The sequence below is a fragment of the Paenibacillus sp. FSL R5-0519 genome, from assembly GCF_037974275.1.
GTDB lineage: Bacteria > Bacillota > Bacilli > Paenibacillales > Paenibacillaceae > Paenibacillus.
In genome coordinates, this window is the sequence record NZ_CP150234.1 from 5,943,554 (window position 1) to 5,965,474 (window position 21,921).

The window sequence follows — 21,921 nt, forward strand, 5'->3', positions numbered from 1 at the left end:
CATTTCAAGTCCTCATCTTCATCTTCACCTTCACCTGAATTCTTCTCATGTACTATTGGTCAGAATCAAGGGGCCATCCCCAGTAATCGCAACTGTATGCTCATACTGTACTCCCCAACTGCCATCTACCGTTCTTACTGTCCATCCATCTTCGTCCCACACAACGGCCCCGGAACTGCCTTTCGTAAATATGGGTTCAATGGTAATGACCATCCCCTCGGTGAGCATCGTGCCCGTTCTGCGTTTGCCATACGGCAACACATTTGGCGGCTCATGAATATATTGACCGATTCCATGACCGATGAGGGGCTTTACAATTCCGTAACGATACAATCTGGCTGTTCGTTCAATGGCACTTCCAATATCTCCGAGCGTATTCCCTGGAACTGCCTGGGCAATCGCCCGCTCAAGGGCCTTCTCCGTGCGTCTCATCAGCTTGCGAATGGATCTGCTTGGTTCACCAATGCCATATGTCCAGGCCGAGTCAGCAAGCCAGCCGTCTTTGTTCACCACCATATCGATGGTCACTACATCCCCACTCACCAGTTCTTCTTCTCCCGGAAATCCGTGGCAGACCACTTCATTGACAGAGGCACATGTGGCGTACGGATATCCTTTATATCCTTTCTGCTCCGGTGTGGCCCCATGTGCTGCCAGAAACCCTTCCACCCGCTCGTTGATCTCCGCTGTCGTGATCCCAGGTATCATCCACTGCTCAATATGCTGGTGACAACGTCGCAAAATTCGTCCAGCTTCCCGCATGTAGCCAATCTCTTCTTTGGTTTTTAAAATAGGGTCCACATGCATTCATCCTTCCCGCTGTAGGTGTACTCCCATATATATGCAGCAGGAACGCAAAAAAAACCGTCTGCCGGAGCTTATCGCCCGGAAGACGGTTCTATTCATTATCGGAACAGTATAATCAGAGTTGTGTGTTGTTTCAGGACACGGAAGAATCCATCTTGACAAGCTCATGCTCAACCACAGAAGTCAATTCTTCCTCGTATCCACCCGTAATCCGGTATTTTCTCACGTACTCCTTCACGAATTTTTTTGGATCTTTAGGACGGAAAATCCGAGTCATTTCCCTCAAACTTTCTTTGACCTCATTGTGACCTTTCGTTGCCATTGTAATTCCCTCCCAAAACGTTGAAAGTGAATGCTCCGTTTAGAGAATGCCGAATAAGTCTTAAATGCCATCCATGAAGTTGTGTGCGCGGCTTAAAGCAAGCTTTAGGTCGGGAACCTCGCTAGAAAGCAAGTACCTGACACTATAAATACCCGATATGATTCGGAATGAATCATAATCTTATTGTATCATATTCGGAAGTATCTTACGACTTGACGATTTCCTCTAATAAATATAACGGTTTTCATGCCCAAAAAGTTTAATTCCGAATCATATGTTATGAATGCCACCATTCTATACGGAATTAATATATCCAGCATAACACTGAACTATTCGGGGGATATTATCACGGACAACCCATACAGTTAAATTAATGGTATCTAAAAGGAGGCGCCGTTTCATGGAACGCAAAGAACAGGATATGCTGCCCCTTTCACATGAAAAGGTGGAAGTCGACGGAGTATATATCAACGAAGCCGGACGTGAGGAACATCTGCATCGTGGGCAACACTTCCCGGCAGATCCCGTTCTCGGCAAGTCAGAATGGAAGCTGACGGAGTATGCTTTTGATAATCACCATGAAGGACGTACCGATGAAAGATTGGTTCCCAAGGAAAACGATACAGATAAAATGGGCAAGATCACAAACCCTCGCAGACAAATCGAGGGCGGAAGATAATATTGTTTGATTTGTTAGTCGGATAAATTCACAGGTTCAGTTCTGTCCATCTCCTTCATAGCCTAGTAAAAAAGGTTAAAGGAGGCTGGACCGGATGTCCCCCATGAAATCGTCTAGCGGTCTGGATGAAAATATTGCCGGTATGCTCTGTTATCTGTTTACCTTTGTAGGCGGGATTGTTTTTCTCGCGGTAGAAAAGCGGAGTCGGTTTGTGCTATTTCATGCGCTGCAATCCGTAACCGTCTTTGGCATCATTATGGTTGGGCATGTATTATCGACTTTTCTTCCGTTATTTGGACCACTGGTGGCATCCTTGTTATCCCTGCTCGGTGTTGTGGTCTGGCTCATCATGGTGGTCACCAGCTTGCAGGGGAAATGGCTAAAGCTGCCGTGGGTTGGCGATTTTGCAGAGAAACAGATGCGCCATCTGTAACTTTAGGAAGACATGATGCAAAAGAAAAGACGATCCCCCCTTTCAAACAGGGTGTGGATCGTCTTTTAATTATATATCGGATTCTATATACATTCGTTGTTTAGCATGTAAAGGTGACTTATTCATGTGGTTGAACATTCACAATATAAATGATGTATGTCATAAACCATTCATGCTGTAAATCACGATGTATCAACCTGCTTAAATGTTAATCTTGTTAAGGTTAATTTCCAAGACGTTAACATAACAATCATGCTGGATGATAGGTCTAGTTCGGCTATTAAGCCGACTTGTCTGCTTCTCCAAGGATGGCATCTGCTTGTTGCTCAGCCATCTTGGCGGCTGTTTCCTTGGTACCCAGACCGTTAAACAGCAGGTTCATGAAGATCGCCGTGAAGCTGCCTGCAATGATGCCGTTACCTAGCATGATCTGAGCCCAGTCTGGTGCACCAGCGAACAATTCAGGCACAACGGTAACTCCCAGCCCCATGCCTACAGAACAAGCAATGACAAACAGATTCTCATGACGGTTCAGATCGACCTGACTACCGATAATTCGGATACCGGATGATACCACCATGCCGAACAAAGCCACCATGGCTCCGCCAAGAACTGCAGTTGGAACGAGCTGTGCCAGTGCCGCAATCTTCGGCACAAATCCGATGACCACCAGGATTCCACCAGCCACAACAATCACATCACGTGTCTTCACACGAGTCATCTGTACAAGCCCTACATTTTGCGAATAGGTTGTATACGGGAACGAGTTGAAAATACCACCTAACACAATGGCCAGACCCTCTGCGCGATAACCGCGCGCCAGATCCTTAGACGACAGGTCCTTGTCCAGGATTTTACCCAGAGCCATAAATACACCTGTGGACTCGGCCACGCTGACAATCGCCACCAGAATCATCGTCAGGATGGGTACAATCTCAAATGTCGGTCTGCCAAAATAAAACGGCTGAACAACATGGAACCAGCTTGCATCGCGAATAGGCGCAAAATTAACCTGGCCCATAAATCCAGCCGCCACAGTACCTACGAGCAAACCAATAAGTACCGAGATGGAGCGGATGAATCCAGTTGTGAAGCGAGTCATCAGAATGATAAAGAGCAGTACACCGAATCCAAGCAATAGGTTCGCTCCACTACCAAAGCCCGGTTGGCCCTGACCGCCACCCAGATCGTGGAAAGCTACCGGGATCAGCGTCAGACCAATAATGGTCACAACCGAACCTGTCACGACAGGAGGGAAAAGCCTAATCAGCTTCCCAAAAAGACCCGAGAAGATCAATACGAACAGTCCTGAAGCGATGATCGCGCCGTAAATGGCAGATACCCCACTGTTCATCCCGATGAGAATCATCGGAGACACGGCCTGGAATGCACAACCGAGCATAACAGGCAGCCCTACGCCGAAATATTTATTTCCCCATACCTGAAGCAGTGTAGCCACACCACATGCGAGCAAGTCAATGGCAATGAGATAAGTTAGTTGTTCCTGTGTAAAACCCAATGCTTTACTGACGATCAGCGGAACGACGACAGCCCCTGCATACATCGCAAGAACGTGTTGAAGTCCGAGTGAGAAGGTCTTGATTGGATGCCGATGCCGCTGAAAAATACGTTCGCGTGCCATATTAGTTCGTGCCCTCCTCGTCCGCAAATGTAACCTGTCCATCTGACAAAGCCCCGATGCGAACCAGCGATTCCACACGGTATCCTGCTTCTTTCAGCAAGCGACCTCCCGGCTGGAATGCTTTTTCAATGACGATACCGATGCCAACCACTTCCGCTCCAACCTGCTCCACAATGCGAGCAAGACCAAATGCCGCTTCACCGTTCGCCAGAAAATCATCAATGATCAACACCCGATCCCCAGGCTGCATGAACTTCTTGGCAACGGTGATTTCATTGGTCTCCTGCTTCGTGAAGGAGTAGACCTTCTCTACCAGAATGTCTTCCGTCAGTGTGAGGGACTTCTGCTTCCGCGCAAAGATCAGTGGCACATTCAGCTCCAGTGCTGTCATGATGCCTGGAGCAATCCCTGATGACTCAATCGTTAGCACACGTGTGATATTCTCGCCTTCAAAGCGGCGAATGAATTCCTTGCCTACTTCCTTCATCAGAACCGGGTCCATCTGGTGGTTCAGGAATGAATCCACTTTGAGTACTTGCTCGGACAGGACGATGCCTTCCTGTCTTACCTTGTCTTTTAACAATTGCATTGCAATTCTTCCCCCTGAATGCCCTCTTCACAGAGACCCACATGCCCCTTAAATCTCATGGTAAAAAAGCAAAAAGCCCGCCTTTTCACACGCTGCGGAATAACCGGAGACGGGAAAAGACGGACTTGTACGTATATGGACAAGCCGTATGGATGCTGTAAATGTTCTGGAAGGACATTAGAGCCAAAGTTCACTCCTGAGACGTCAAACTCCATACAGTCTATCCAGAAACAGATAAAAGCCACTTGAACCTGCTCTTCAGTGAAACTGTCTGAGAATGATCTCATGCCAACCATACAAAACATTGTAACATCTTTCCCGTAGTCCGATCATTCCGGTGATCGGGTAGAGACATGCAGGCCTATTCCTGCACATATACGAGTAACGGCATATTTAATTTTTTGGCTCCATGATTCGTTACAATGTATGATCGCGAACCTGAATGTACATGGTTAAACATAACTGACAATGTTAGAAGTATACCGAATCGGCGGCATGAAATAAAGAAGTATTTTCATGGAAGTTGCGGAAACTTGTCTTAATTTGCAAACAGGGGGTGATAGGAATCCATTTTTTATGTACAATATGAGAACGGAAGCGCGGATCCGAACGGAGAATGGATGGAACCGCGGCCTACATTATGAATTGAAATGATCAAAGGAGATATGCAGACATGAAAGGCGTACTTAAAGAATTCAAGGAGTTTGCCGTCCGCGGCAACGTCATCGATCTGGCGGTCGGTGTAATTATTGGGGCTGCTTTTGGTAAAATCGTCACATCGCTTGTGAATGATATCATCATGCCTCCGGTTGGAAAACTGCTGGGTGGAATCGACTTCAGTCAGAAAATCATCAACCTGGATCGAGATATGAAAACAGCAAACGGACAGGACATCACCACCCTTGCTCAAGCCAACGAAGCTGGGGCTACCGTAATTGCTTATGGTCAGTTCATCAACGTCATGATTGATTTTCTTATCGTTGCGTTCTGTATCTTCATGCTTGTGAAGGGTATCAACTACCTCAAAAGCAAGGAACACAAAAAGCCCGAGCCGCAAAAAACGACCAAGGCTTGCAAGTATTGCCTATCTGAAATTCCAGCCGCGGCTACCCGCTGCTCGCACTGTACTTCAGAGCTGGAAGCAGAAGGAAGCGGCGCAACAGCGTAATTACAATTGGGTTAAATCGTACACCGATGTTGCTTCCTGATAAATCCTGATGCGAATGCCGAGAACAACTTCCCGACTTGTTAGGGTATATGTATGAAAAGCTAAGCACAAAGACTTAATACGATATGGCGTAGCTTGAAGGTTCCACCGTAAAGGTGGGGCCTTCTTTTATGCCTTACATACATGTATTACATTTACTGCCCCGTTGAATTTCATTCGCCCCATCTTTATGAACTAGAAGCGGCGTGGCAGCAAATGCTCCAGAATCGACTTCAGATCCTTATCTTCCTTGTAAACTTCTTCTCCGGTATCCAGTTCTGTCACGCGAATATATTCAAAGTTTGCCGAAGCATCCACTGGCTTGAACAACAATTGAGCCTCATCTTCCAAACGTACATGGAATCCCATATCCTTAAACATGCTGCTTAACTGACTGTTAGCCGGTTCCTGACCTTGCCCTACAAATATAAGTCCTCGAAGGCTTTTACGCTCCTGAGGTTGCGGATAAATCACCTGAAAGTGTACAATGCATTCCATACGATCGTTCCCCTTTCGCTTAAAACATACTTTGTGAAATTTTGAACTTTAAAAACTGCTATATAAGGAGATACGTTTCATGAGCCCAGAACGTTTCGACATTTATGATGATCAGCAACATTGGATCGGTACAGCGCCACGTAGCGAGGTCCATGCCAAAGGATATTGGCACCGTTCATTCCACTGCTGGATTGTGCGTGACGAAGGCGAACAACGTCAGGTTCTTTTTCAGCGGCGGCGTGATGTTAAGGATACCTTCCCTGGATGTTACGACATTACAGCAGCAGGCCATCTCACCGCAGGTGAACAACTACAAGACGCCAATCGTGAGCTGGAGGAAGAATTGGGTGTACATGTATCTTTTGATGCACTAACCTATCTACTCACGGCCACACAGCAGCTCCAAGGAGAGGTCCGTGGTGTTCCATTCATAGATCGGGAATTCAGTGCGGTCTATGGATTATGTCTGAACCAGCCGCTTGAAGCCTATGTTCTGCAAGCCAGCGAGGTGGATAGCCTCTATGAAGTGGCGCTGGATGATCTACTCGCTATGTTCCGTGGCGAGATCGACGTCATCCAAGCTACTGGAGTTCAGACTCAGCCATTGATATCACCACCACATTCCATCGGTCATAAGGACCCGTTAAGCGATCAGGCAGCTTATAAATCTGAGCGTGTCGTTCGCGAGATTCGGGGAACGGAATTTGTGCCCCATGGCACAGCCTATTATACGGACGTGCTGGAAGCTCTGTATCACGTACCCAAAGATTGATCATCTACAATCCTGTTCAACCCGATCCAGTTCAATCGAATGTTCATAGCTTCATTTTCTCAAAAATAGCATAACTTCATACCTTTACTATTGACCTGACTGGAAACAGATGCTGTGACGAACATCACTGTCATACCTCAAACCAGCATAAACAGGCGTCTGCCTCTCGGGCAGCGCCTGCTTTATGTACGCAAGTATTGTTTCATCAAGATCAGGAAAGGTACTTTTGTGCTAGATGTTCAATCCATCGGGAGTGAATTCATCAATGATCTGCCTAGCTCTTCCCGCCCTCTCCTGAAGGCGAAGACCAGTACCGTGCTGAGAGTTCTTCGTACCGGTGTCCATAGCGTGACTCCAGTTCCTCACCCATATCCTGTTCCAGCTCGTACAATACCAGTTCTTGAGCAAAATGATTCAGCAGCAACCCGGTCATTACCGGATGCTCCGTCACCACTGCCTGCGTAGCGCATGATTCCCCGCGCATGCCCAGCATGCACCAGCGGCGGTCTATGACCAGAGAGAATTTCCGACCATTACCTGCTCCATACAAAGGCAATCCCGGCCAAGGGACAGGCTGATTCAGCATGCCTTCACCACCATCACACGACCATAACAGCCGTACACCGCGAGCTTCAGCTTGCTGTAAATCATTACGTAACAGCTCTGCCTCTTCACGCCAGACGTCGACAACAATCTCATGCTGAGCCTCAGCCAATTCACGGCTCAGATTCTCAAACACATTTTTGTCACCCTCAATGTTATAGAAGACAGGCTTCTCCGGTTCACTCTTGGGCATGCTGCTCTGGACATAATCCAGAGAGGTACGCATCTGATCGGAGATCATACGTGTCATCTCCTCAGGCTTCAGCACACTATACTTCGCAGGCTCCCCCGGACTGCACCGCAGGAAACCACGTTGCTCCAGCCGTTGCAGGGTCGCATATACATTGGAACGGGACACGCCCAGCCGCTTCGCAACCTCATATCCTGAAGCTGATCCCTGGCGGGCGAGTTCCACCATAATTTTAGATTCCATCTCGGTAAATCCGAGATGACGCAAATGATGCAGCAGTTGGTCCATATTCCCGTCCCCCCATGCTGTCAGCAACCCGCACTGCCTCACATTGATGCGGCAGAGCTTCTACTGCATCAGATCTGTTCGGCTCCGCAACGCGGGCACCATTTCGAACCTTTGGGCAGCTCGGCTGCACAAATCTGACAGTTCACCATTTCGCGTGAAACTTCGGTCTGTACGTCCACCGTGTTCACGATTGGGTTATTTTCCTTCCAGTAGCGGATGCGTTCGTCCAATTCTTGCTGACGCTCGCGTTCCCGTTGCATCTCTTCATCTCTGCGACGTTCCCACTCTGCATCGAACGCTTCCTTTTCTTCCAGTGTAAATTCCGTACTGTTATATTCCGATTCCGTCTCCAGATCGGCTATGGACGGAATGACCGTGTGATACGGCTCGTCTTCCTCCAGTTCCAATTCGGCTGGCGCATCGTAGAAGTCGGGCTCCGGAGTTTGGTTCTGTGCCACAGCTGCCTCTTGTCTCGCAGCTGTGGTTGCTCCTGCAACGCCTGCAGTTCCTGTTGTTGGTGCTGCTGTCTTGAGTTCACCCAACTTGCGTCCACATTTAGGGCAGAAGTTGGCGTCCAGGGAAGCGACATGTCCACATTCGCACAACCGTTCATTCTTCAGCTGTGCAATCTTGTTGCGCAGGCCATCAATCTCGTCCTGCAATTCGTCGCAGAGTCGCGACAGTTCCACCATCTCTTTTTCTGCACGCGTCATATCCTGTGCCCGATAACCCTCATAGAAGATGCGACCCATATCTGTAAAATGGACTTCCTGTTCCTGTTGCAAGCCCACAATCTGGTTGTTCAGTTTCCCAATCTCAACGGCGTGCTGGGCACGCTCTGTTGCTTTGTTCGCTCCGTCTTTGATGCGTTGAAGCAGTTTCATGACCATTCCTCCTCTGTCCCGTCAAAACCAATATTATCATTTAAATTTTTAGAGGTTATTCAAAAAGACTGAAAACCAGACTTTTTGAACACATACTTGTAGTAAATTAGCATATTACATCCTTCATGCAAAATGCTCAGGCATATAACTTATACGATATCATGCCAAAAAGTTGCGTAATCTCGTGCAGGTACCCGTTTAATACCGATACTGGATGAAATCGGGGGCTTTCGTCAAGACCATACGTTCGGGTATAATGAAGCTTTGGCCCTACTTAACCGCCTGATTAGGCAACTAACTCTATCATACCAATTTACAATGCGATTGTGAAAAGGGCAAATGGTTTACTTTTAGCCGGGATAGTCCTATCCCTGAATGCATACAGAGGTGGATGAAACATGTTAAGTCCGAACTCAACGTTCTACCCCCGTCCGCTCGGGGTTACCCCGGCGGCATCCCTGCCCCAGTCCCCGTCTGCTCCGCTGGAGACCAGTCGGCAACTCGTGGGCAATGATCAACAAGATGCCTTTTACTTTCGTTCTCTGGAAGAGGCTGGCATTAAGCTGAATGCACCACAAATCTCGGCAGTCCGTCATGGCAGAGGACCTATCCTGACGCTTGCCGGAGCCGGTTGTGGCAAAACGACTGTACTCGCTGCAAGAGCCGGCTACCTCATAGAGGTTAGTGGCGTACATGCAGGCAGTATTCTTCTGGTGACGTTCACCAACAAGGCCGCCACCGAGATGAAGGACCGCATCGCCGCATTGCCAGGTATACGCCCGGCTGCCGCGAGAGCCGTACAGGCTCGCACCTTCCACTCTTTTGCGCTGACATTGCTGCGTCATTATGGTGTGCAGGAAGAGATCTTTGGCGAGTCCCGCGCCCAGCACACGGTGCTCAAGATGCTTTTGCGCCAAAATGGCATGAGTGAAGCTTTCCAGCCGGAAAGTCTACTGGCTATGCTGTCTGCATGGAAGATGCAAGGATCGGAAACAACCGACCTGCCTGAAAAATCGCAGGAAGAACGCGATGCCAAGCGTGTTCTGCTTGGTTACGAAGCCTGGAAGCAGGAGCGGGGCAAAATGGACTTTGACGATATTTTACTGCGCGCTGCCGCTCTGCTTCGTGACCCGGCTGTCCTGGGGCCGCTTCAGAAACGTTTTCAGTATATTATGGTGGATGAGTTCCAGGATACCAACCATCTGCAATATGAGATTGTGCAAAAACTGGCTTCCGCCCACCGCAACCTGATGGTTGTAGGAGATGATGACCAGACGATCTATACCTTTAATGGCGCACGCCAGGAATCGATTTTGGAATTCGATAAAGTATACCCCGGTGCACGCATTGTGACGCTGGATATCAATTATCGCAGTGATGCACGCATTCTCGGACTCGGAAGCGAACTGGTCGCCCGTAATAAACGCAGACGTGACAAACGGCTGCGTGCCGCCGGAAACCGCGGAGATGCGCCCCGTTTCGCCACACCATCCAATGCGGAGGAAGAAGCGGCGTGGGTCGTGAATCAGCTCTGCCAACAGGTTGAAGAAGGGCAGCACACCTATCGTGATATTGCGATTCTTCACCGGACTGCAAGCAGCAGCCGGGCTGTGTTCGAGCAGCTTGTGTTGAAAGATGTGCCTTTTGTACAGCATGGTGCCTCCCCGGTGTTCTACGACCAGTCTCTCATCAGGCCCCTGATGGATCATCTGCGTCTGTCTCTTGATCCACGCGCCATGGATGCTCTTCCCAGTGCACTGGGACCGCTCTATGTGTCACGGGATGCCGGGCTGGAGTGGATTCAGCGCTGTGAACAACAACAGGCGAAGAAATATCCACTCATCCATCTGGTGAAATGGGACAAGCTGAAACCGTTCCAGCAGGAACAGGTCAAGGAACGCATCAAGCTGATCAAATCACTGCACAAACTGAAACCCATCATCGCCATTCAGGAGATGCGCAGGCAGTTCTACGACAAGTATATGGAAAGTGGTGATCCCAGCATCTTCACCCATTATAAGGAAACGATGCTGGAAACCCTGGATGAATTCGAAGCTGCCGTCAAAAAATTCGAAACGGTGGAAGAGTTCATCCAGTTCGCGGATGAGTTATCCCGCAGACACCGGGAGATGGAATCTCTACGCCGCGCACAGGACAGTGACGCAGTACAGTTGATGACCATTCACCGGGCCAAAGGACTGGAGTTCCCTTGTGTGTACTGGATCGGAGCCAGTGAGGGCATTGTGCCTCACAGTACAGCACTGAGACAGGATATCCCCGAAGATCAAAAGGCTGCGCTTGCTGTGCAGCAGACAGACGCCGAGCTGGACATGGCCTTGGAGGAAGAACGTAGGCTTGCCTATGTTGCCATCACAAGGGCCAAGCAGTACTTGTATGTCACCTCACCCGCATCTCATCACGGAAAGCCAGCGGATGTGTCCCGCTTCCTGCTTGAAGCCTTCGGCATGGAAGTTCCGGATAAACGCAAACCTCGTGAGGAGAGTCGGACCAGCAGCCCGACTTCATATGGCAAAGGCAATGGATCATATGCCCGTTCGGGGTCGGGTCGCCGTTCCGAAGGTCGGGATGTAGCACAACGCCGTGCCATCAACCACAGTGACCGTCGTGACTTCGAGGTCCACAATGAACGGGATGAGGATCGCCTTGGAGAACGGCGTGGTAGTGGGGAAATTCGCAATCATAAGGCGTTCAGTACCACAGGTATAAGTCCAACAGCTGCGAGTTCCTCCCGTATACAGTCCCACAGTTCAGGTTCAGCCTCGGGTAATGCTGAGCGCACGGAGACCGTTGCGGTCTGGAAATGTAGTTCGTCCACCTGTAAAGCGTGGCTAAGACAGAAACCGGCTGTGCCTTCTGCCAAAACAAACAAGAAGGCATCATCCGGCCCTCCCGCCTGTCCCCTGTGTTCAGGATCGATGGAGGCCGGTACCCGCCAAGTTCCTGTAACGGGGAGATTTGGGAAATAAACGATACGGGATACAGTTATAGCTCGTTTCAGGGCGCTTTTTGCTGTTTATTAACAGTAGAAGCGTCTTTTTTCCATTTCAGAATGGGGGTTGGATTATGCAGGATGGCAAACAACATCTGTATGTATCGGTAACTCATAACTTGATTGAACAAACCAAGAACGAATCTACACCCTTTGAGGTGTTGGTGGATGACGAACAGTTGGGCCGATTAAAAGACCTGATGAAGGTGCTGGAGGATGACGATGCCTACACATTTCAACGAGCTCCCGTACCCTACAAATCGGCAGACCACGATGAGGCAACAGAGCAATTTTCGGATGGCATGACTCTGCTGTACACTTTTCTGTATGACCATGGCACGCCGGATACCCGGCAGGCGATTGAGAGCATGAACGTGCTTCCAAGGCTGCAGGATACGGATTATGATGACCCTGGATACGAGAATTCACCACTGAATAAATGACCTGATGCGAAAAAGCATGCGCAACCGCAAATCACGCGGAAGACGCATGCTTTTTAATATTACGAAGAATAACCGTCCCGTACACTGGACTCAATCCAGACGAATCTCCTGGCCTTTCTCAGCGGATTCGTAGATTCCGCACAGCATGCGTGTGGATGCCACCCCATCCGCAATTGGACTGATCGGATCTGTACCGTTCAGGCAACAATCCACAAAGTGGTCGATCTGGTTCTGAAATGCGCTATGAATATGGAGACCCGTATTGTCCGTCTGGGGTTCAATATTCAGGATGGTATTATTTTTCTCCGTGACGATGATTGTCTCCGGCTCCAATTCGAACCCACCACGCTCACCGTATAATTTCACTGAAGATTCATCTCCGCGTGCATGCAGGGTAAAGCTCACATCCACCGCGAGCGAAGCCCCATTTTCAAACCGAATGAGTGCATTCGCCATATCTTCCACGTCATTCACAGCTGCGCTGTAGTCGGCTGCTTTGTAAAAAGAAAGATGTTCGATATGGGCACGATTGCCCAGCTTCCGATACGTATTCCCACTGACGGAAACAGGCTTGGGCTTGCCCATCAAATACCAACACTGGTCAATGATATGTACACCCAGATCAATCAGGGGGCCTCCACCGGAACGGCTTTTGTCAGCAAACCAACCGCCTGGATTACCGTGACGACGCAGAATGGAAGCTTTGGCATAATACAATTCACCAAATTCCCCGGCATCAATGAATCTGCGCATCATCTGCATATTGTTGTCATACCGCCGCACAAACCCAACGATAAACGTACGTCCGCTCTTCTTCACCGCTTCTTCAATCCGCAGTGCATCTTCCACATTGGTTGCAACCGGTTTCTCCAACAGTACGTGCTTGCCTGCCTCCAGTGCAGCAATGGCGAATTCCGCATGTGTATTATTCCAGGTACAGATACTGACGGCATCGACATGCGGGTCCTCCAGCATCTCCCGATAATCGGTGTACACGGATTGAGCATCATACTTCTGTGCCGCAGCTTTAGCCCGCTCTTCGTTCAGATCACAGATGGCATAGATGACAGCATCCTCATTTTTGGCGTAACACCTCATATGAAGATCCGAGATGGATCCTGTACCGATCATTCCAATGTGCAGCATTTGTTTCGTGCTCATCATCGTCCTCCCTTCCTTTTCCACAACTTCCACAACATCACTATCGTCTAGTCTGCCCGCAGCATGCCTTCGTAAATACCCGGGGTTGAATTTTCGATCTTCACAGCACCCAGCGTCCGGGCATAGAAATCTACAGGTCCCGCTGATCCGATAATGGCATAACCATAACCGTCCGCCTTCATCGCATGCATACAGGCCAGTAACAGGGCTGTGCCTACACCTTTGCCCCGTGCATCCTGGCTCACGCCTGTAGGTCCAAAGAAGTTGCGACATGTCGCTTCGTAACAGGCAAATCCGATCATTTTCCCATGCTCAACTGCGATGTAACAGGACACGGGCTGACGTGCAAAAGCGACCTCACATTCATCCACCCAAGCTTGGCTAAAATGTGACCTCACCCAATCCAGTACAAGCTGTTTCTCTGGGGCAATGGCTCTTCGAATCACAATGGAGGATTCCTGCAGCTTTCTCAGTCCACTCTCTTGCTCCGGTAAACGATAGAGCGCTACTAACATATCACTCATCTAATCGGTTCCTCCTCGTACTTGAATGTGAAATAGGACAACGGTTTGGCCACCTACCTGAAATTAACCTGATCCTGCTGCCGATAACCTGCAATACAAGCGATATTTCAAATTCAAACTAACATACCGCTTAGATTCATTGCATGGCAACTGCAACACTGAGACGATCTGTCCCGTCTATTAACTTGAAGCGTGGCTCTAAGGAAGATTTTACCGCGACATTACAAAGATTAGAAGGGATGAATATTGATGAATAACAACATGAAAAAAGTAAGTGCACTGATGGCCCTATCCATGGCATTGGGTGGTGGAGCCGCTTATGCAGCAACACTGGACAACACACAACCAGTCCATCAAACATCCATTTCAGCAGATAGTAACACAGCTGGTGCAGTAAACATATCCGTGAATGGTGCGTCCATCTCCGATGGTTACTGGAACAAGGATGGCAAAGTAGCCATGATTCCACTGCGTGATCTTACCGAAGCACTGGGTATTGAACTGAAATGGCATAAAGAAAATAAAACCGCGGAGCTGACGCGAGGTGTTCTCTGGACACAAGTAATCACAGGCAAAGATCAATATTCCGTAAATAAAATGCTGCTCACACTGGGTACAGCACCCGAAATCACAGGCGGCACATTGTATGTACCGGCTTCTTTTGCCGAAAAGGTACTGCATGGACAAGTGAACACAACAGGAAATCAGGTGACGATCACTAGTGAAGAGGACGTGAAGACGATCACTGAGCGTGGTGTGATAACCAGCATCTCGAACCAGGATAAATATAAGTCCATCCAGATTGGCGGTGCAGGGTTGGATGGCATCGTGCTCAATCTGAGCGATGAGACGAAATTCATCTCCGTTGAGGGAAAAGAGATTGCACTGACTGATCTGGCCATCGGCATGAACGTGGAAGCTGAGCATTCCATGATCACTACCCGCAGTCTGCCACCACAAACCCCGACCTATAAAGTCACTGTACTGGATTCGGCTACAGCATCTGAGGCACAGCCTAAAGAGGTACTGGGTACAGCTGGTACGATTGAAAATGTAACAACAGCTGAAGGCGGCATCTCACAGATTGAGATCACAGGTACACGTTTAACCGAGATGGCTCCTGACCATGTCGTGCTGAATATCGCTAAAGATACGCTGCTCGTGAATCACGAAGGTGAGACGGTGAAAGCTGAAGAACTGACTAAAGGAACTAAAGTGATTGGGTACTACAGCCCTATGCTAACACGCAGTCTGCCTCCAATCGGAACGGCATGGAAAGTGGTTGTTGAAACACCAGCAGCACAACTGGAAGCGAAATAAATCGACTAATAAACGAGACTGGTTGAGCTGAGGCATATGTTCTATGTTGCTACCGCGTGCCTGTCTTGGCTTGGTGTCAGGAGGGCATCGCATCATAATGTCCAGCAGCAGCGAAGTCAATAAAAATAACCTTATCCGCTTGTCTTCCGACAGGCATGGGTAAGGTTATTTTTTAGGTTTTTGGGTTCTTGGAGCGTGTTTTCAAACTCGCTTCAAAGCGAAGCACACCTGAACTTGTCCGGAGCAGGCACTTGCAACGTACGCTGTATACGACATGCGCCTGAATAAGATATGCTCTGCATAGGAATATAAGAGCAAACGGAATTAGCGCTAACGAATCTGAGACGTCTTATTCAAGGATTTGAAGTACCTGTAAACACCTAAGGAATCTCAGCCACCCTATGTGTGAATAAACAGCTGTTTACAGCGTTTTTGTCAGAGTGATTCGGAAAATAACGTGCCTGATGTTCCTTACATTTTCAGAAGAAGACCTGAGGGCCAAATAAGGCGTCCTGAGTTCCTTAGAAAATCTTCACGATAAGCGAGATCGCCAGATCAACCACCTTGGACTTCATCTTCAACAATCGCTTCCACTTCAATCTCAACCATCAACAAGGGATCAATGAGTGCGCTAACTTCAACCATGGTGGCAACAGGCTGAATCTGTCCAAAATATTCACCGTGGGCCTTGCCAACTTCCTCCCACCTGGAGATATCGGTCACAAACATTCGCGTTCTAACGACATGCGACATGTCAGCCCCCAACTCTTTCAGTGCATTCTCGATCGTCTGCAAAATGAACCTCGTCTGTGCATACGGATCACCCGCCCCAACGACTACACCATCTTGCATCGCGGTTGTACCCGCCACTTCGATTCGGTTCCCTACACGGATGGCACGGCAATATCCCACCAACGGTTCCCATGGGGAACCGGTAAATACCTGCTGTCTGCTCATTTTTCTCGTCCCTCGCTTTGCTTTGGTTGTATGTATCTCATCTGATTAAACATGAATTATATCAGTCCACCATCATCTCAGACAATAGAATAGATTTTAATTCTATTATAGTGCAACTTCAGTACGTGGTGCCCTGCTTCGTGACAAGGTGGTCAGCCAACATCATTTTTTACACGGAAAAAAATCCCCTGAATGACTGCTCATTGTTTAGATAAAGAGCAGTCATTCAGGGGATTTCAGGAAAATTAGCGTTTATTAAGGACAAAGCCATCCAGATTACAACTTGATATTCGCCTCATCAAAATATTCTTCCAGGGTTAACCCACTTTTCGCCACATCTGGTGCCAAATCGGTACCGATGTACCGGATATGCCAAGGCTCATAGACGTAACCGGTTATATCTTCTTCACCTTGCAAATAACGGATGACGTATCCATATTCTGCAGCGTGTTCAGCGAGCCATTGGCCTTCCTTCGATGTGCCGAATACCTCTTCCAGCACATTGCCCACACTCGGACTGGATACATCAATGGCAAGACCCGTCTGATGCTCGCTTCGGCCTGGAACAGAGCTTACACGATCCGTGTATTCCTGACCTTTGGTTTTGACATTGTTGTTGTAGATGGATACCTGACGCTGATATGAACGATAACCAGACACCGCACGAAGCTCAATGCCATCCGCTTTTGCACCTGCAAACAACTTCTCCAGTGCCTCCGCCGCTTCCTTGCGCATATGCCGCTTCTCGTGAGGTTCGTCGAAGGAGAACGGTACATTGGGTTCCACCAGATCGTCCGGCTCGTACCCTTCAGGCAGACTGCGTTGTTTGTTCACAATGACCGTCATAGAGGTGGCATTGGTCACCACAGCTTCTGCGTCAATTGTTGTTTGCAGTGCGCTGACGCTGCGTTTCTCCATCAATGGATCTTCCGCTGTCGCGCCGTTACCATCGTCTGAAGAACCCTGCTCTTCGCCTGCCGATGCATTCCCGGACTCGCTATCCGTGCCTTCACCGCTGTTGCCAGCAGATGATGTATCATCCCCGCCAGCGTTGTCACCATCCGCTCCCTTATCCTCCGTAAAATGTACGGTTGTGCCGTCGGACTCCTGTTGTGTGTTACCTGTTCCATTCGGATTCTGGCTCTCCTCTGTGCCTGAACCGTTCTGGCACGCGGCAAGCAATGCTCCGCATATCATCAATGAGGACAGCATAACCACCATGCGGCGCTGTCTTCCTGTATGTGATTTCATGTAAAAACTCCTATCGCAATAATATAAATGTTGTCTAGTTGTCTGCGTGCTGTGTTCCCTGCGAAAGTATACCTTAATTAACTGCGAAGCTCCACCGGTAAAGACCTCCTTTAGAAGAGATCTTCATGAACATATACGGGTTGTACAGCCTGTATGATCGTTTTTTGGACTTTTAGAGAAACATTCCCGCGAAAATGAAATGAATTGGATCATGCAACATGCTGCAATACAAACAAGCAGAGGTGATCTGAGATCTCCCCCGCTCTGATGGGTGTATCATTTGGTTGCCGGGCTGTCCGTCTTCTTCTGGACAGCCTGCCACATCCGCGCAGCTACACGCTCGCGGATCAAATCCAGCCCTGCGGTGGCCGGCAAGCCTTGCAGCAGCGCCGTTAGCTCCGGCAAGGCCGGCGGCTTGCCCGGCTGCGTAAGGCGCACCTCAACGGCTCCAAAACCTGGCCCCGGCTGGTGCATGGCGCCGTCCGCGGCAGCCTCGGCGATCCACTCGCCGACGGCCGCGCCGCCTTCGCCGCCCCGCACTTGCGGGCGGCCAGCCGTTTCCGCTGCGCGGCCGGTGGCGCCGGGATCATGGGCGAGTTCCTCCGCCCATGCCCCCAGCACGCCGGCGAGCAGCGCTTCGCGCGGCAAGCCGGCGTGCGCCAGCTGCAGCAGCGGCTCAGCCGCGAGGCGCGCGGCTACGGCGCGCTCAGCGGCCGCGGTATGCGCACAGCTCGGGCGGCCGCAGGTGCACGCCACGGACGCGCTGGCCGTGGCTGCGCCTGGCGCTTGCGCAGCCGGCAGCAGCCCGGCAAGCTCCTCGGGCGCCGGGCCGCCGCGCAGCAGGGCGTACAGCGTCAGCGGGCGCTTGCGCAGCTGAGCCAGCACAGCCTCGCGCTCGGCTTCGCTCAGTCGCGTCGGCGTTCCCGTCACCGTGAACACGCCAGCAACGGCTGTTCCAGTCTCCCCTGCCTCAGCGGAACCGTGCGCCTCCTGCCCCGCCGCATCCGCTGCTGTATTTACTTCTGCTGTCCATCCACCGGGGGACATATGCAGCTCGATCTTCCATTTTTCGCTCACAACAATCCCCCTTTCTCAACATCTATATTCCCCTGAATGATCAAGGTCACAGCCACGTCTCACCCTGAAGAGATATCAGGCCACGCAGCTCATCATCCGACATCTCGGTCAGCCAATTCTCACCTGAACCAACGACCTGTTCGGAAAGTGCCTTCTTGCTCTCAATCAGCTCATCAATCCGTTCCTCCAATGTTCCCTGACAGATTAGCTTATGCACTTGCACGTTGCGATTCTGTCCGATTCGGAATACGCGGTCCGTCGCCTGATTTTCCACCGCAGGATTCCACCACCGGTCATAGTGAACGACATGACTCGCCCGTGTCAGATTCAGACCTACACCTCCGGCACGAAGAGACAGGACAAACATGGACGGACCCTCTCCTTTTTGGAAAGTCTCCACCATCTCATCCCTTTGCGCCTTCGACACCCCGCCATGCAGGAAATACGGTTCTTCCTCATATCGCTGTTTCAACCTCGACACCAACAGATCTCCCATAGCAACATACTGCGTGAAGATCAGGGCCGATTCCCCGTTATCACGGATGGCGTCCAGCAGTTCAAGCAATCGTTCCATCTTACCGGATGCCTCTGCCTTGCCATGATCTTTCCGATTGCTGTCCGCCAGCACCGGATGATCACAGATCTGCTTGAGCTTGGTCAGGGAGGACAGTACGATCCCCTTCCGGGCAATCCCATTTCTGCCGTCCAGACCACCCATCAGATCATCCACCACACGCTGGTACAGCACCGTCTGCTCCGGCGTCAGAGAACAGTAGGATTTCAGTTCAAGCTTCTCTGGCAGATCCTTGCGAATATCCGGATCACTTTTCAGCCTGCGCAGCATGAATGGAGATACCAATCGATGAAGCTCACGCAAGGAGGCTGCATTTTCTTCGGATGGACCAAGTCCCGTATACCTCTGGCGGAACGATGAAGCTGTGCCCAGATATCCCGGATTGAGAAACTGGAAAATCGACCAAAGTTCGCTCAATCGGTTCTCTACAGGCGTTCCCGTCATCGCAATACGATGAAGTGTAGACAGGCGCATCACGCTTTGCGCTTGTTTGGTACGGTAGTTCTTAATATATTGTGCCTCATCCAGCACAATGGTGGACCAGTGCAATGAAGCCAGATCCGGGCCATCTCTGCCTGCCAGATGATAGGTCGTCAGTACAATGTCATGCGTCTGTGCTTCAGCCTGAAACTCATTCCCGTGCAACCGTTGTCCGCCATGATGAATATATAGCGACAGATCCGGGGCAAACCGCTTCAGTTCACGCTGCCAGTTTCCAAGCAACGAGGTAGGACACACAATAAGTGCAGGCAAATGATCAGGCTGCTCATTCGCATGCTGATCCGCCGGGAAAGAATCATCGGATCCATCCAGCATTTCCTTCTCACGTGCTTCTTCTGCAGCCGCCTGGCGTTCTTCGTGTTTGCGATCCAGCAGACAGGTAATGACCTGAATGGTCTTCCCAAGTCCCATATCATCCGCAAGACATACGCCAAAGCCCAGATCACGCATCGCGGATAACCATTGGAAACCTCGTTCCTGATAAGGTCTTAGTTCACCATGCAACTCTGCCGGAACCTGACGAGGTTCAATGCTGCGAAGCACCTGTCCATCGAGCAGAAAAGCAAGCATCCCATCAGATTCGGCACCAAAGACGGAAAGACCCTTCCACGCGGAATCCTCCCCTTCATCCGCAGCCAGATGCAGCCATTCGGAGAGAGGCATATATTGTTCTTCTTCTTTTTTCATATAACGCAGGACTTGGCGAATCTCTTTTGTATCCACTTCAATCCACTCACCGCGGAACATGACGTAGGGAACTGTGGATTCAGCCAAAGCTGCCAGTTCCTCTGCCGTTACGGGCTTGCCATCCAGCATGGGCTCTGCTTTGAATGCAACCAATTGTTCCATGCCCAGTGCCGATGTGGCTCCAGGCAACCGCTCTGTTCCCCGATTCAACATCTGCAAACGAAGTCCTGCACGGCGTTTTCCGGCACGACTCCACTTTGAAGGCATGAGAACGGTTATGCCAGCCTTCTGCAAACGCGGAACCGCATGCGTTAGAAATTCAAAGAAACCCTGCTGTTCCAGCTTAATTCCCTCCGGACGAGCAGTAAGCAGCGACGTCTCCAGTTCAGGTGCCAATTCTGCTGCTTGACCGAGCGCCATCAATAACTGCTCTGCCGCCGAGGTATATAACACTTTCCCCCGGTCCAGATCTCGCTCCGGATGGGCCCAGATGGTCCGCGCAGGCAGCCTCAGGCTTGGTTCCTGCTCACTGTCCACCCAAAAGCTGACTCCCCATATGGTTTCATGTTCGCCAAGTGGAGGCTCCAGACGGAGCGCCAGCTTCAATTGGCCTTCAGCAGGCGCCATCTCTTCTGCGCCGACGATCGGCATCGACGTTCCACCAACTTCTTGCAGCGTATGAATAAATGCTGTCATATCGTCCGTTGGCCCTTGCACCGTCACTGGACGGAACATCGAGATGAGACTGTTCCACCAAAGTTCGGCTACTGGCGAAGAGCCGCGTCGATATGGCGTGCGGTAACGGGACAGTTCACTGTCCATGCCCTCCAGTTCACTTGTTACTACAGCATGAATCATGCCACTCATGAATGAAAATAATACCGCAGCTCCTGCTTCTTCACGCGTTTCCGGTTCCAATGAAGCATAAGCTCCAGGAGCAGAAAGCCCAATTGGAGGCATCGCTTCAGCCAGATCACGGAAGCGTTCAATATCATCCTCTGACTGCAAGCGCGGCCGCCATACACCTGTCAATGTCTCTTGCCCGGTCCGTCGCCGTGCTCCGGTCTTTGCTGCGAATTCAGCTGATGGAGCAATGGCTCCCCGCAACAGCAGCTCCTGTGTGAACTGCGCCGCTTTGATCCAGTAACGCATCTCTTCTCCAACCTGAATTCCGGCTGCATTAAACAACCGGTCATCCCATTGCAGCAGCAATCTAAAAGCATCCTTAGGCGAGACGGCCAACCCTTCCAATGTGCGCCCCAACAGTTGACGCCGCTTCGTGTTCTTGGCTTCAGCCGTGTTCCTCAGCGGATTCGGCCAGCGCAGCTCCGCGAGACGCAGAGCGGCAGGCTGAAACAGACGACCCCCGTCGCCAAAATTCAACCGTCTTACCACGTGGCTCCATGCATCCACACGCGGTTCCGATGTTTCACCGGAAAAACAAAAAAATACGTCACCAAGCCATACTCCATACAGCGATTGCATCATTAAAGTCTCCCGTC

Annotated in this window: 20 protein-coding genes and 1 riboswitch; of the genes, 7 read left to right on the forward strand and 13 right to left on the reverse strand. The window is 50.3% G+C overall.

The window, feature by feature from the left end; translation table 11 throughout:
* Positions 1-45: 45 nt before the first annotated feature.
* On the reverse strand, positions 46-807 hold the full coding sequence (map, locus tag MKY73_RS26675) for a type I methionyl aminopeptidase (RefSeq protein ID WP_339304344.1): 762 nt from the start codon (positions 805-807) through the stop codon (positions 46-48).
* Between the two features lie 133 nt (positions 808-940).
* Positions 941-1,129, reverse strand: coding sequence for a hypothetical protein (locus tag MKY73_RS26680; RefSeq protein WP_017690840.1), 189 nt, complete (start codon positions 1,127-1,129; stop codon positions 941-943).
* 400 nt (positions 1,130-1,529) lie between these two features.
* Here MKY73_RS26680 and MKY73_RS26685 point away from each other — a divergent pair, with 400 nt between their 5' ends.
* On the forward strand, positions 1,530-1,808 hold the full coding sequence (locus MKY73_RS26685) for a transposase (protein WP_091018633.1): 279 nt from the start codon (positions 1,530-1,532) through the stop codon (positions 1,806-1,808).
* 94 nt (positions 1,809-1,902) lie between these two features.
* Complete coding sequence (locus MKY73_RS26690; protein ID WP_076332729.1) at positions 1,903-2,241, forward strand: hypothetical protein; 339 nt, start codon at positions 1,903-1,905, stop codon at positions 2,239-2,241.
* 280 nt (positions 2,242-2,521) lie between these two features.
* Here MKY73_RS26690 and MKY73_RS26695 read toward each other — a convergent pair whose 3' ends face one another.
* Positions 2,522-3,883 carry a nucleobase:cation symporter-2 family protein gene (locus MKY73_RS26695; protein WP_339304346.1) on the reverse strand — a complete coding sequence of 454 codons (1,362 nt, stop codon included), beginning with the start codon at positions 3,881-3,883 and terminating at the stop codon, positions 2,522-2,524.
* 1 nt (position 3,884) lies between these two features.
* Positions 3,885-4,472 (reverse strand): xanthine phosphoribosyltransferase, encoded by a 588-nt coding sequence (locus tag MKY73_RS26700; protein WP_339304348.1) that lies wholly within the window; start codon positions 4,470-4,472, stop codon positions 3,885-3,887.
* A 301-nt stretch (positions 4,473-4,773) separates the two neighbouring features.
* Positions 4,774-4,873: riboswitch (purine riboswitch) on the reverse strand.
* A gap of 272 nt (positions 4,874-5,145) precedes the next feature.
* On the opposite strand from MKY73_RS26700, the gene mscL reads away from it, so the two are divergent.
* Positions 5,146-5,640, forward strand: coding sequence for a large conductance mechanosensitive channel protein MscL (gene mscL, locus MKY73_RS26705; protein ID WP_339304350.1), 495 nt, complete (start codon positions 5,146-5,148; stop codon positions 5,638-5,640).
* A gap of 234 nt (positions 5,641-5,874) precedes the next feature.
* Here the strand turns inward: mscL and MKY73_RS26710 are convergent, their stop codons facing one another.
* Positions 5,875-6,177, reverse strand: coding sequence for a hypothetical protein (locus MKY73_RS26710; protein WP_339304352.1), 303 nt, complete (start codon positions 6,175-6,177; stop codon positions 5,875-5,877).
* 79 nt (positions 6,178-6,256) lie between these two features.
* Here MKY73_RS26710 and MKY73_RS26715 point away from each other — a divergent pair, with 79 nt between their 5' ends.
* Complete coding sequence (locus tag MKY73_RS26715) at positions 6,257-6,949, forward strand: NUDIX domain-containing protein (RefSeq protein WP_339304354.1); 693 nt, start codon at positions 6,257-6,259, stop codon at positions 6,947-6,949.
* A gap of 274 nt (positions 6,950-7,223) precedes the next feature.
* On the opposite strand, the gene MKY73_RS26720 is transcribed toward MKY73_RS26715, so the two are convergent.
* Both MKY73_RS26720 and MKY73_RS26725 read right to left on the reverse strand, forming a co-directional pair.
* Positions 7,224-8,030: a helix-turn-helix domain-containing protein gene (locus tag MKY73_RS26720; RefSeq protein WP_339304356.1), complete on the reverse strand. Its 807-nt coding sequence runs from the start codon at positions 8,028-8,030 to the stop codon at positions 7,224-7,226.
* Between the two features lie 68 nt (positions 8,031-8,098).
* A complete protein-coding gene (locus MKY73_RS26725) occupies positions 8,099-8,914 on the reverse strand; it encodes a zinc ribbon domain-containing protein (protein WP_339304358.1) in 816 nt (271 codons plus the stop codon).
* A gap of 398 nt (positions 8,915-9,312) precedes the next feature.
* On the opposite strand from MKY73_RS26725, the gene MKY73_RS26730 reads away from it, so the two are divergent.
* Both MKY73_RS26730 and MKY73_RS26735 read left to right on the forward strand, forming a co-directional pair.
* The gene (locus MKY73_RS26730; RefSeq protein ID WP_339304360.1) at positions 9,313-11,901 is read left to right on the forward strand and encodes a UvrD-helicase domain-containing protein; all 2,589 of its coding nucleotides are present in this window, start codon (positions 9,313-9,315) and stop codon (positions 11,899-11,901) included.
* 97 nt (positions 11,902-11,998) lie between these two features.
* Positions 11,999-12,367 carry a hypothetical protein gene (locus MKY73_RS26735; protein ID WP_339304362.1) on the forward strand — a complete coding sequence of 123 codons (369 nt, stop codon included), beginning with the start codon at positions 11,999-12,001 and terminating at the stop codon, positions 12,365-12,367.
* Positions 12,368-12,457: 90 nt separating this feature from the next.
* Here MKY73_RS26735 and MKY73_RS26740 read toward each other — a convergent pair whose 3' ends face one another.
* Together MKY73_RS26740 and MKY73_RS26745 are read right to left on the reverse strand one after the other, a co-directional pair.
* Positions 12,458-13,528: a Gfo/Idh/MocA family oxidoreductase gene (locus MKY73_RS26740; protein WP_339308768.1), complete on the reverse strand. Its 1,071-nt coding sequence runs from the start codon at positions 13,526-13,528 to the stop codon at positions 12,458-12,460.
* Positions 13,529-13,575: 47 nt separating this feature from the next.
* Positions 13,576-14,052 (reverse strand): GNAT family N-acetyltransferase, encoded by a 477-nt coding sequence (locus MKY73_RS26745; protein ID WP_339258650.1) that lies wholly within the window; start codon positions 14,050-14,052, stop codon positions 13,576-13,578.
* A 249-nt stretch (positions 14,053-14,301) separates the two neighbouring features.
* On the opposite strand from MKY73_RS26745, the gene MKY73_RS26750 reads away from it, so the two are divergent.
* Positions 14,302-15,372, forward strand: a complete 1,071-nt coding sequence (locus MKY73_RS26750; RefSeq protein ID WP_339304364.1) for a copper amine oxidase N-terminal domain-containing protein — start codon at positions 14,302-14,304, stop codon at positions 15,370-15,372.
* A 555-nt stretch (positions 15,373-15,927) separates the two neighbouring features.
* Here MKY73_RS26750 and MKY73_RS26755 read toward each other — a convergent pair.
* From MKY73_RS26755 to MKY73_RS26770, 4 genes are all read right to left on the reverse strand, one after another.
* Entirely contained in the window at positions 15,928-16,329 is a 402-nt protein-coding gene (locus tag MKY73_RS26755; protein ID WP_339304366.1) for a RidA family protein, read from the reverse strand.
* A gap of 276 nt (positions 16,330-16,605) precedes the next feature.
* Entirely contained in the window at positions 16,606-17,580 is a 975-nt protein-coding gene (locus tag MKY73_RS26760) for a M15 family metallopeptidase (protein WP_339304368.1), read from the reverse strand.
* Between the two features lie 276 nt (positions 17,581-17,856).
* Positions 17,857-18,657, reverse strand: a complete 801-nt coding sequence (locus MKY73_RS26765) for a hypothetical protein (RefSeq protein WP_339304370.1) — start codon at positions 18,655-18,657, stop codon at positions 17,857-17,859.
* 46 nt (positions 18,658-18,703) lie between these two features.
* Positions 18,704-21,907: a DEAD/DEAH box helicase gene (locus MKY73_RS26770; RefSeq protein WP_339304372.1), complete on the reverse strand. Its 3,204-nt coding sequence runs from the start codon at positions 21,905-21,907 to the stop codon at positions 18,704-18,706.
* Positions 21,908-21,921: the final 14 nt, after the last annotated feature.

Coding starts and splice junctions, on each gene's coding strand:
- MKY73_RS26700 (WP_339304348.1), bottom strand. CDS start 4,472: ATGCAATTGTTAAAAGACAAGGTAAGACAGGAAGGCATCGTCCTGTCC.
- MKY73_RS26680 (WP_017690840.1), bottom strand. CDS start 1,129: ATGGCAACGAAAGGTCACAATGAGGTCAAAGAAAGTTTGAGGGAAATG.
- MKY73_RS26750 (WP_339304364.1), top strand. CDS start 14,302: ATGAATAACAACATGAAAAAAGTAAGTGCACTGATGGCCCTATCCATG.
- MKY73_RS26745 (WP_339258650.1), bottom strand. CDS start 14,052: ATGAGTGATATGTTAGTAGCGCTCTATCGTTTACCGGAGCAAGAGAGT.
- MKY73_RS26720 (WP_339304356.1), bottom strand. CDS start 8,030: ATGGACCAACTGCTGCATCATTTGCGTCATCTCGGATTTACCGAGATG.
- map (WP_339304344.1), bottom strand. CDS start 807: ATGCATGTGGACCCTATTTTAAAAACCAAAGAAGAGATTGGCTACATG.
- MKY73_RS26740 (WP_339308768.1), bottom strand. CDS start 13,528: ATGAGCACGAAACAAATGCTGCACATTGGAATGATCGGTACAGGATCC.
- MKY73_RS26715 (WP_339304354.1), top strand. CDS start 6,257: ATGAGCCCAGAACGTTTCGACATTTATGATGATCAGCAACATTGGATC.
- MKY73_RS26770 (WP_339304372.1), bottom strand. CDS start 21,907: ATGATGCAATCGCTGTATGGAGTATGGCTTGGTGACGTATTTTTTTGT.
- MKY73_RS26695 (WP_339304346.1), bottom strand. CDS start 3,883: ATGGCACGCGAACGTATTTTTCAGCGGCATCGGCATCCAATCAAGACC.
- MKY73_RS26730 (WP_339304360.1), top strand. CDS start 9,313: ATGTTAAGTCCGAACTCAACGTTCTACCCCCGTCCGCTCGGGGTTACC.
- MKY73_RS26725 (WP_339304358.1), bottom strand. CDS start 8,914: ATGAAACTGCTTCAACGCATCAAAGACGGAGCGAACAAAGCAACAGAG.
- MKY73_RS26685 (WP_091018633.1), top strand. CDS start 1,530: ATGGAACGCAAAGAACAGGATATGCTGCCCCTTTCACATGAAAAGGTG.
- mscL (WP_339304350.1), top strand. CDS start 5,146: ATGAAAGGCGTACTTAAAGAATTCAAGGAGTTTGCCGTCCGCGGCAAC.
- MKY73_RS26760 (WP_339304368.1), bottom strand. CDS start 17,580: ATGAAATCACATACAGGAAGACAGCGCCGCATGGTGGTTATGCTGTCC.
- MKY73_RS26755 (WP_339304366.1), bottom strand. CDS start 16,329: ATGAGCAGACAGCAGGTATTTACCGGTTCCCCATGGGAACCGTTGGTG.
- MKY73_RS26710 (WP_339304352.1), bottom strand. CDS start 6,177: ATGGAATGCATTGTACACTTTCAGGTGATTTATCCGCAACCTCAGGAG.
- MKY73_RS26690 (WP_076332729.1), top strand. CDS start 1,903: ATGTCCCCCATGAAATCGTCTAGCGGTCTGGATGAAAATATTGCCGGT.
- MKY73_RS26735 (WP_339304362.1), top strand. CDS start 11,999: ATGCAGGATGGCAAACAACATCTGTATGTATCGGTAACTCATAACTTG.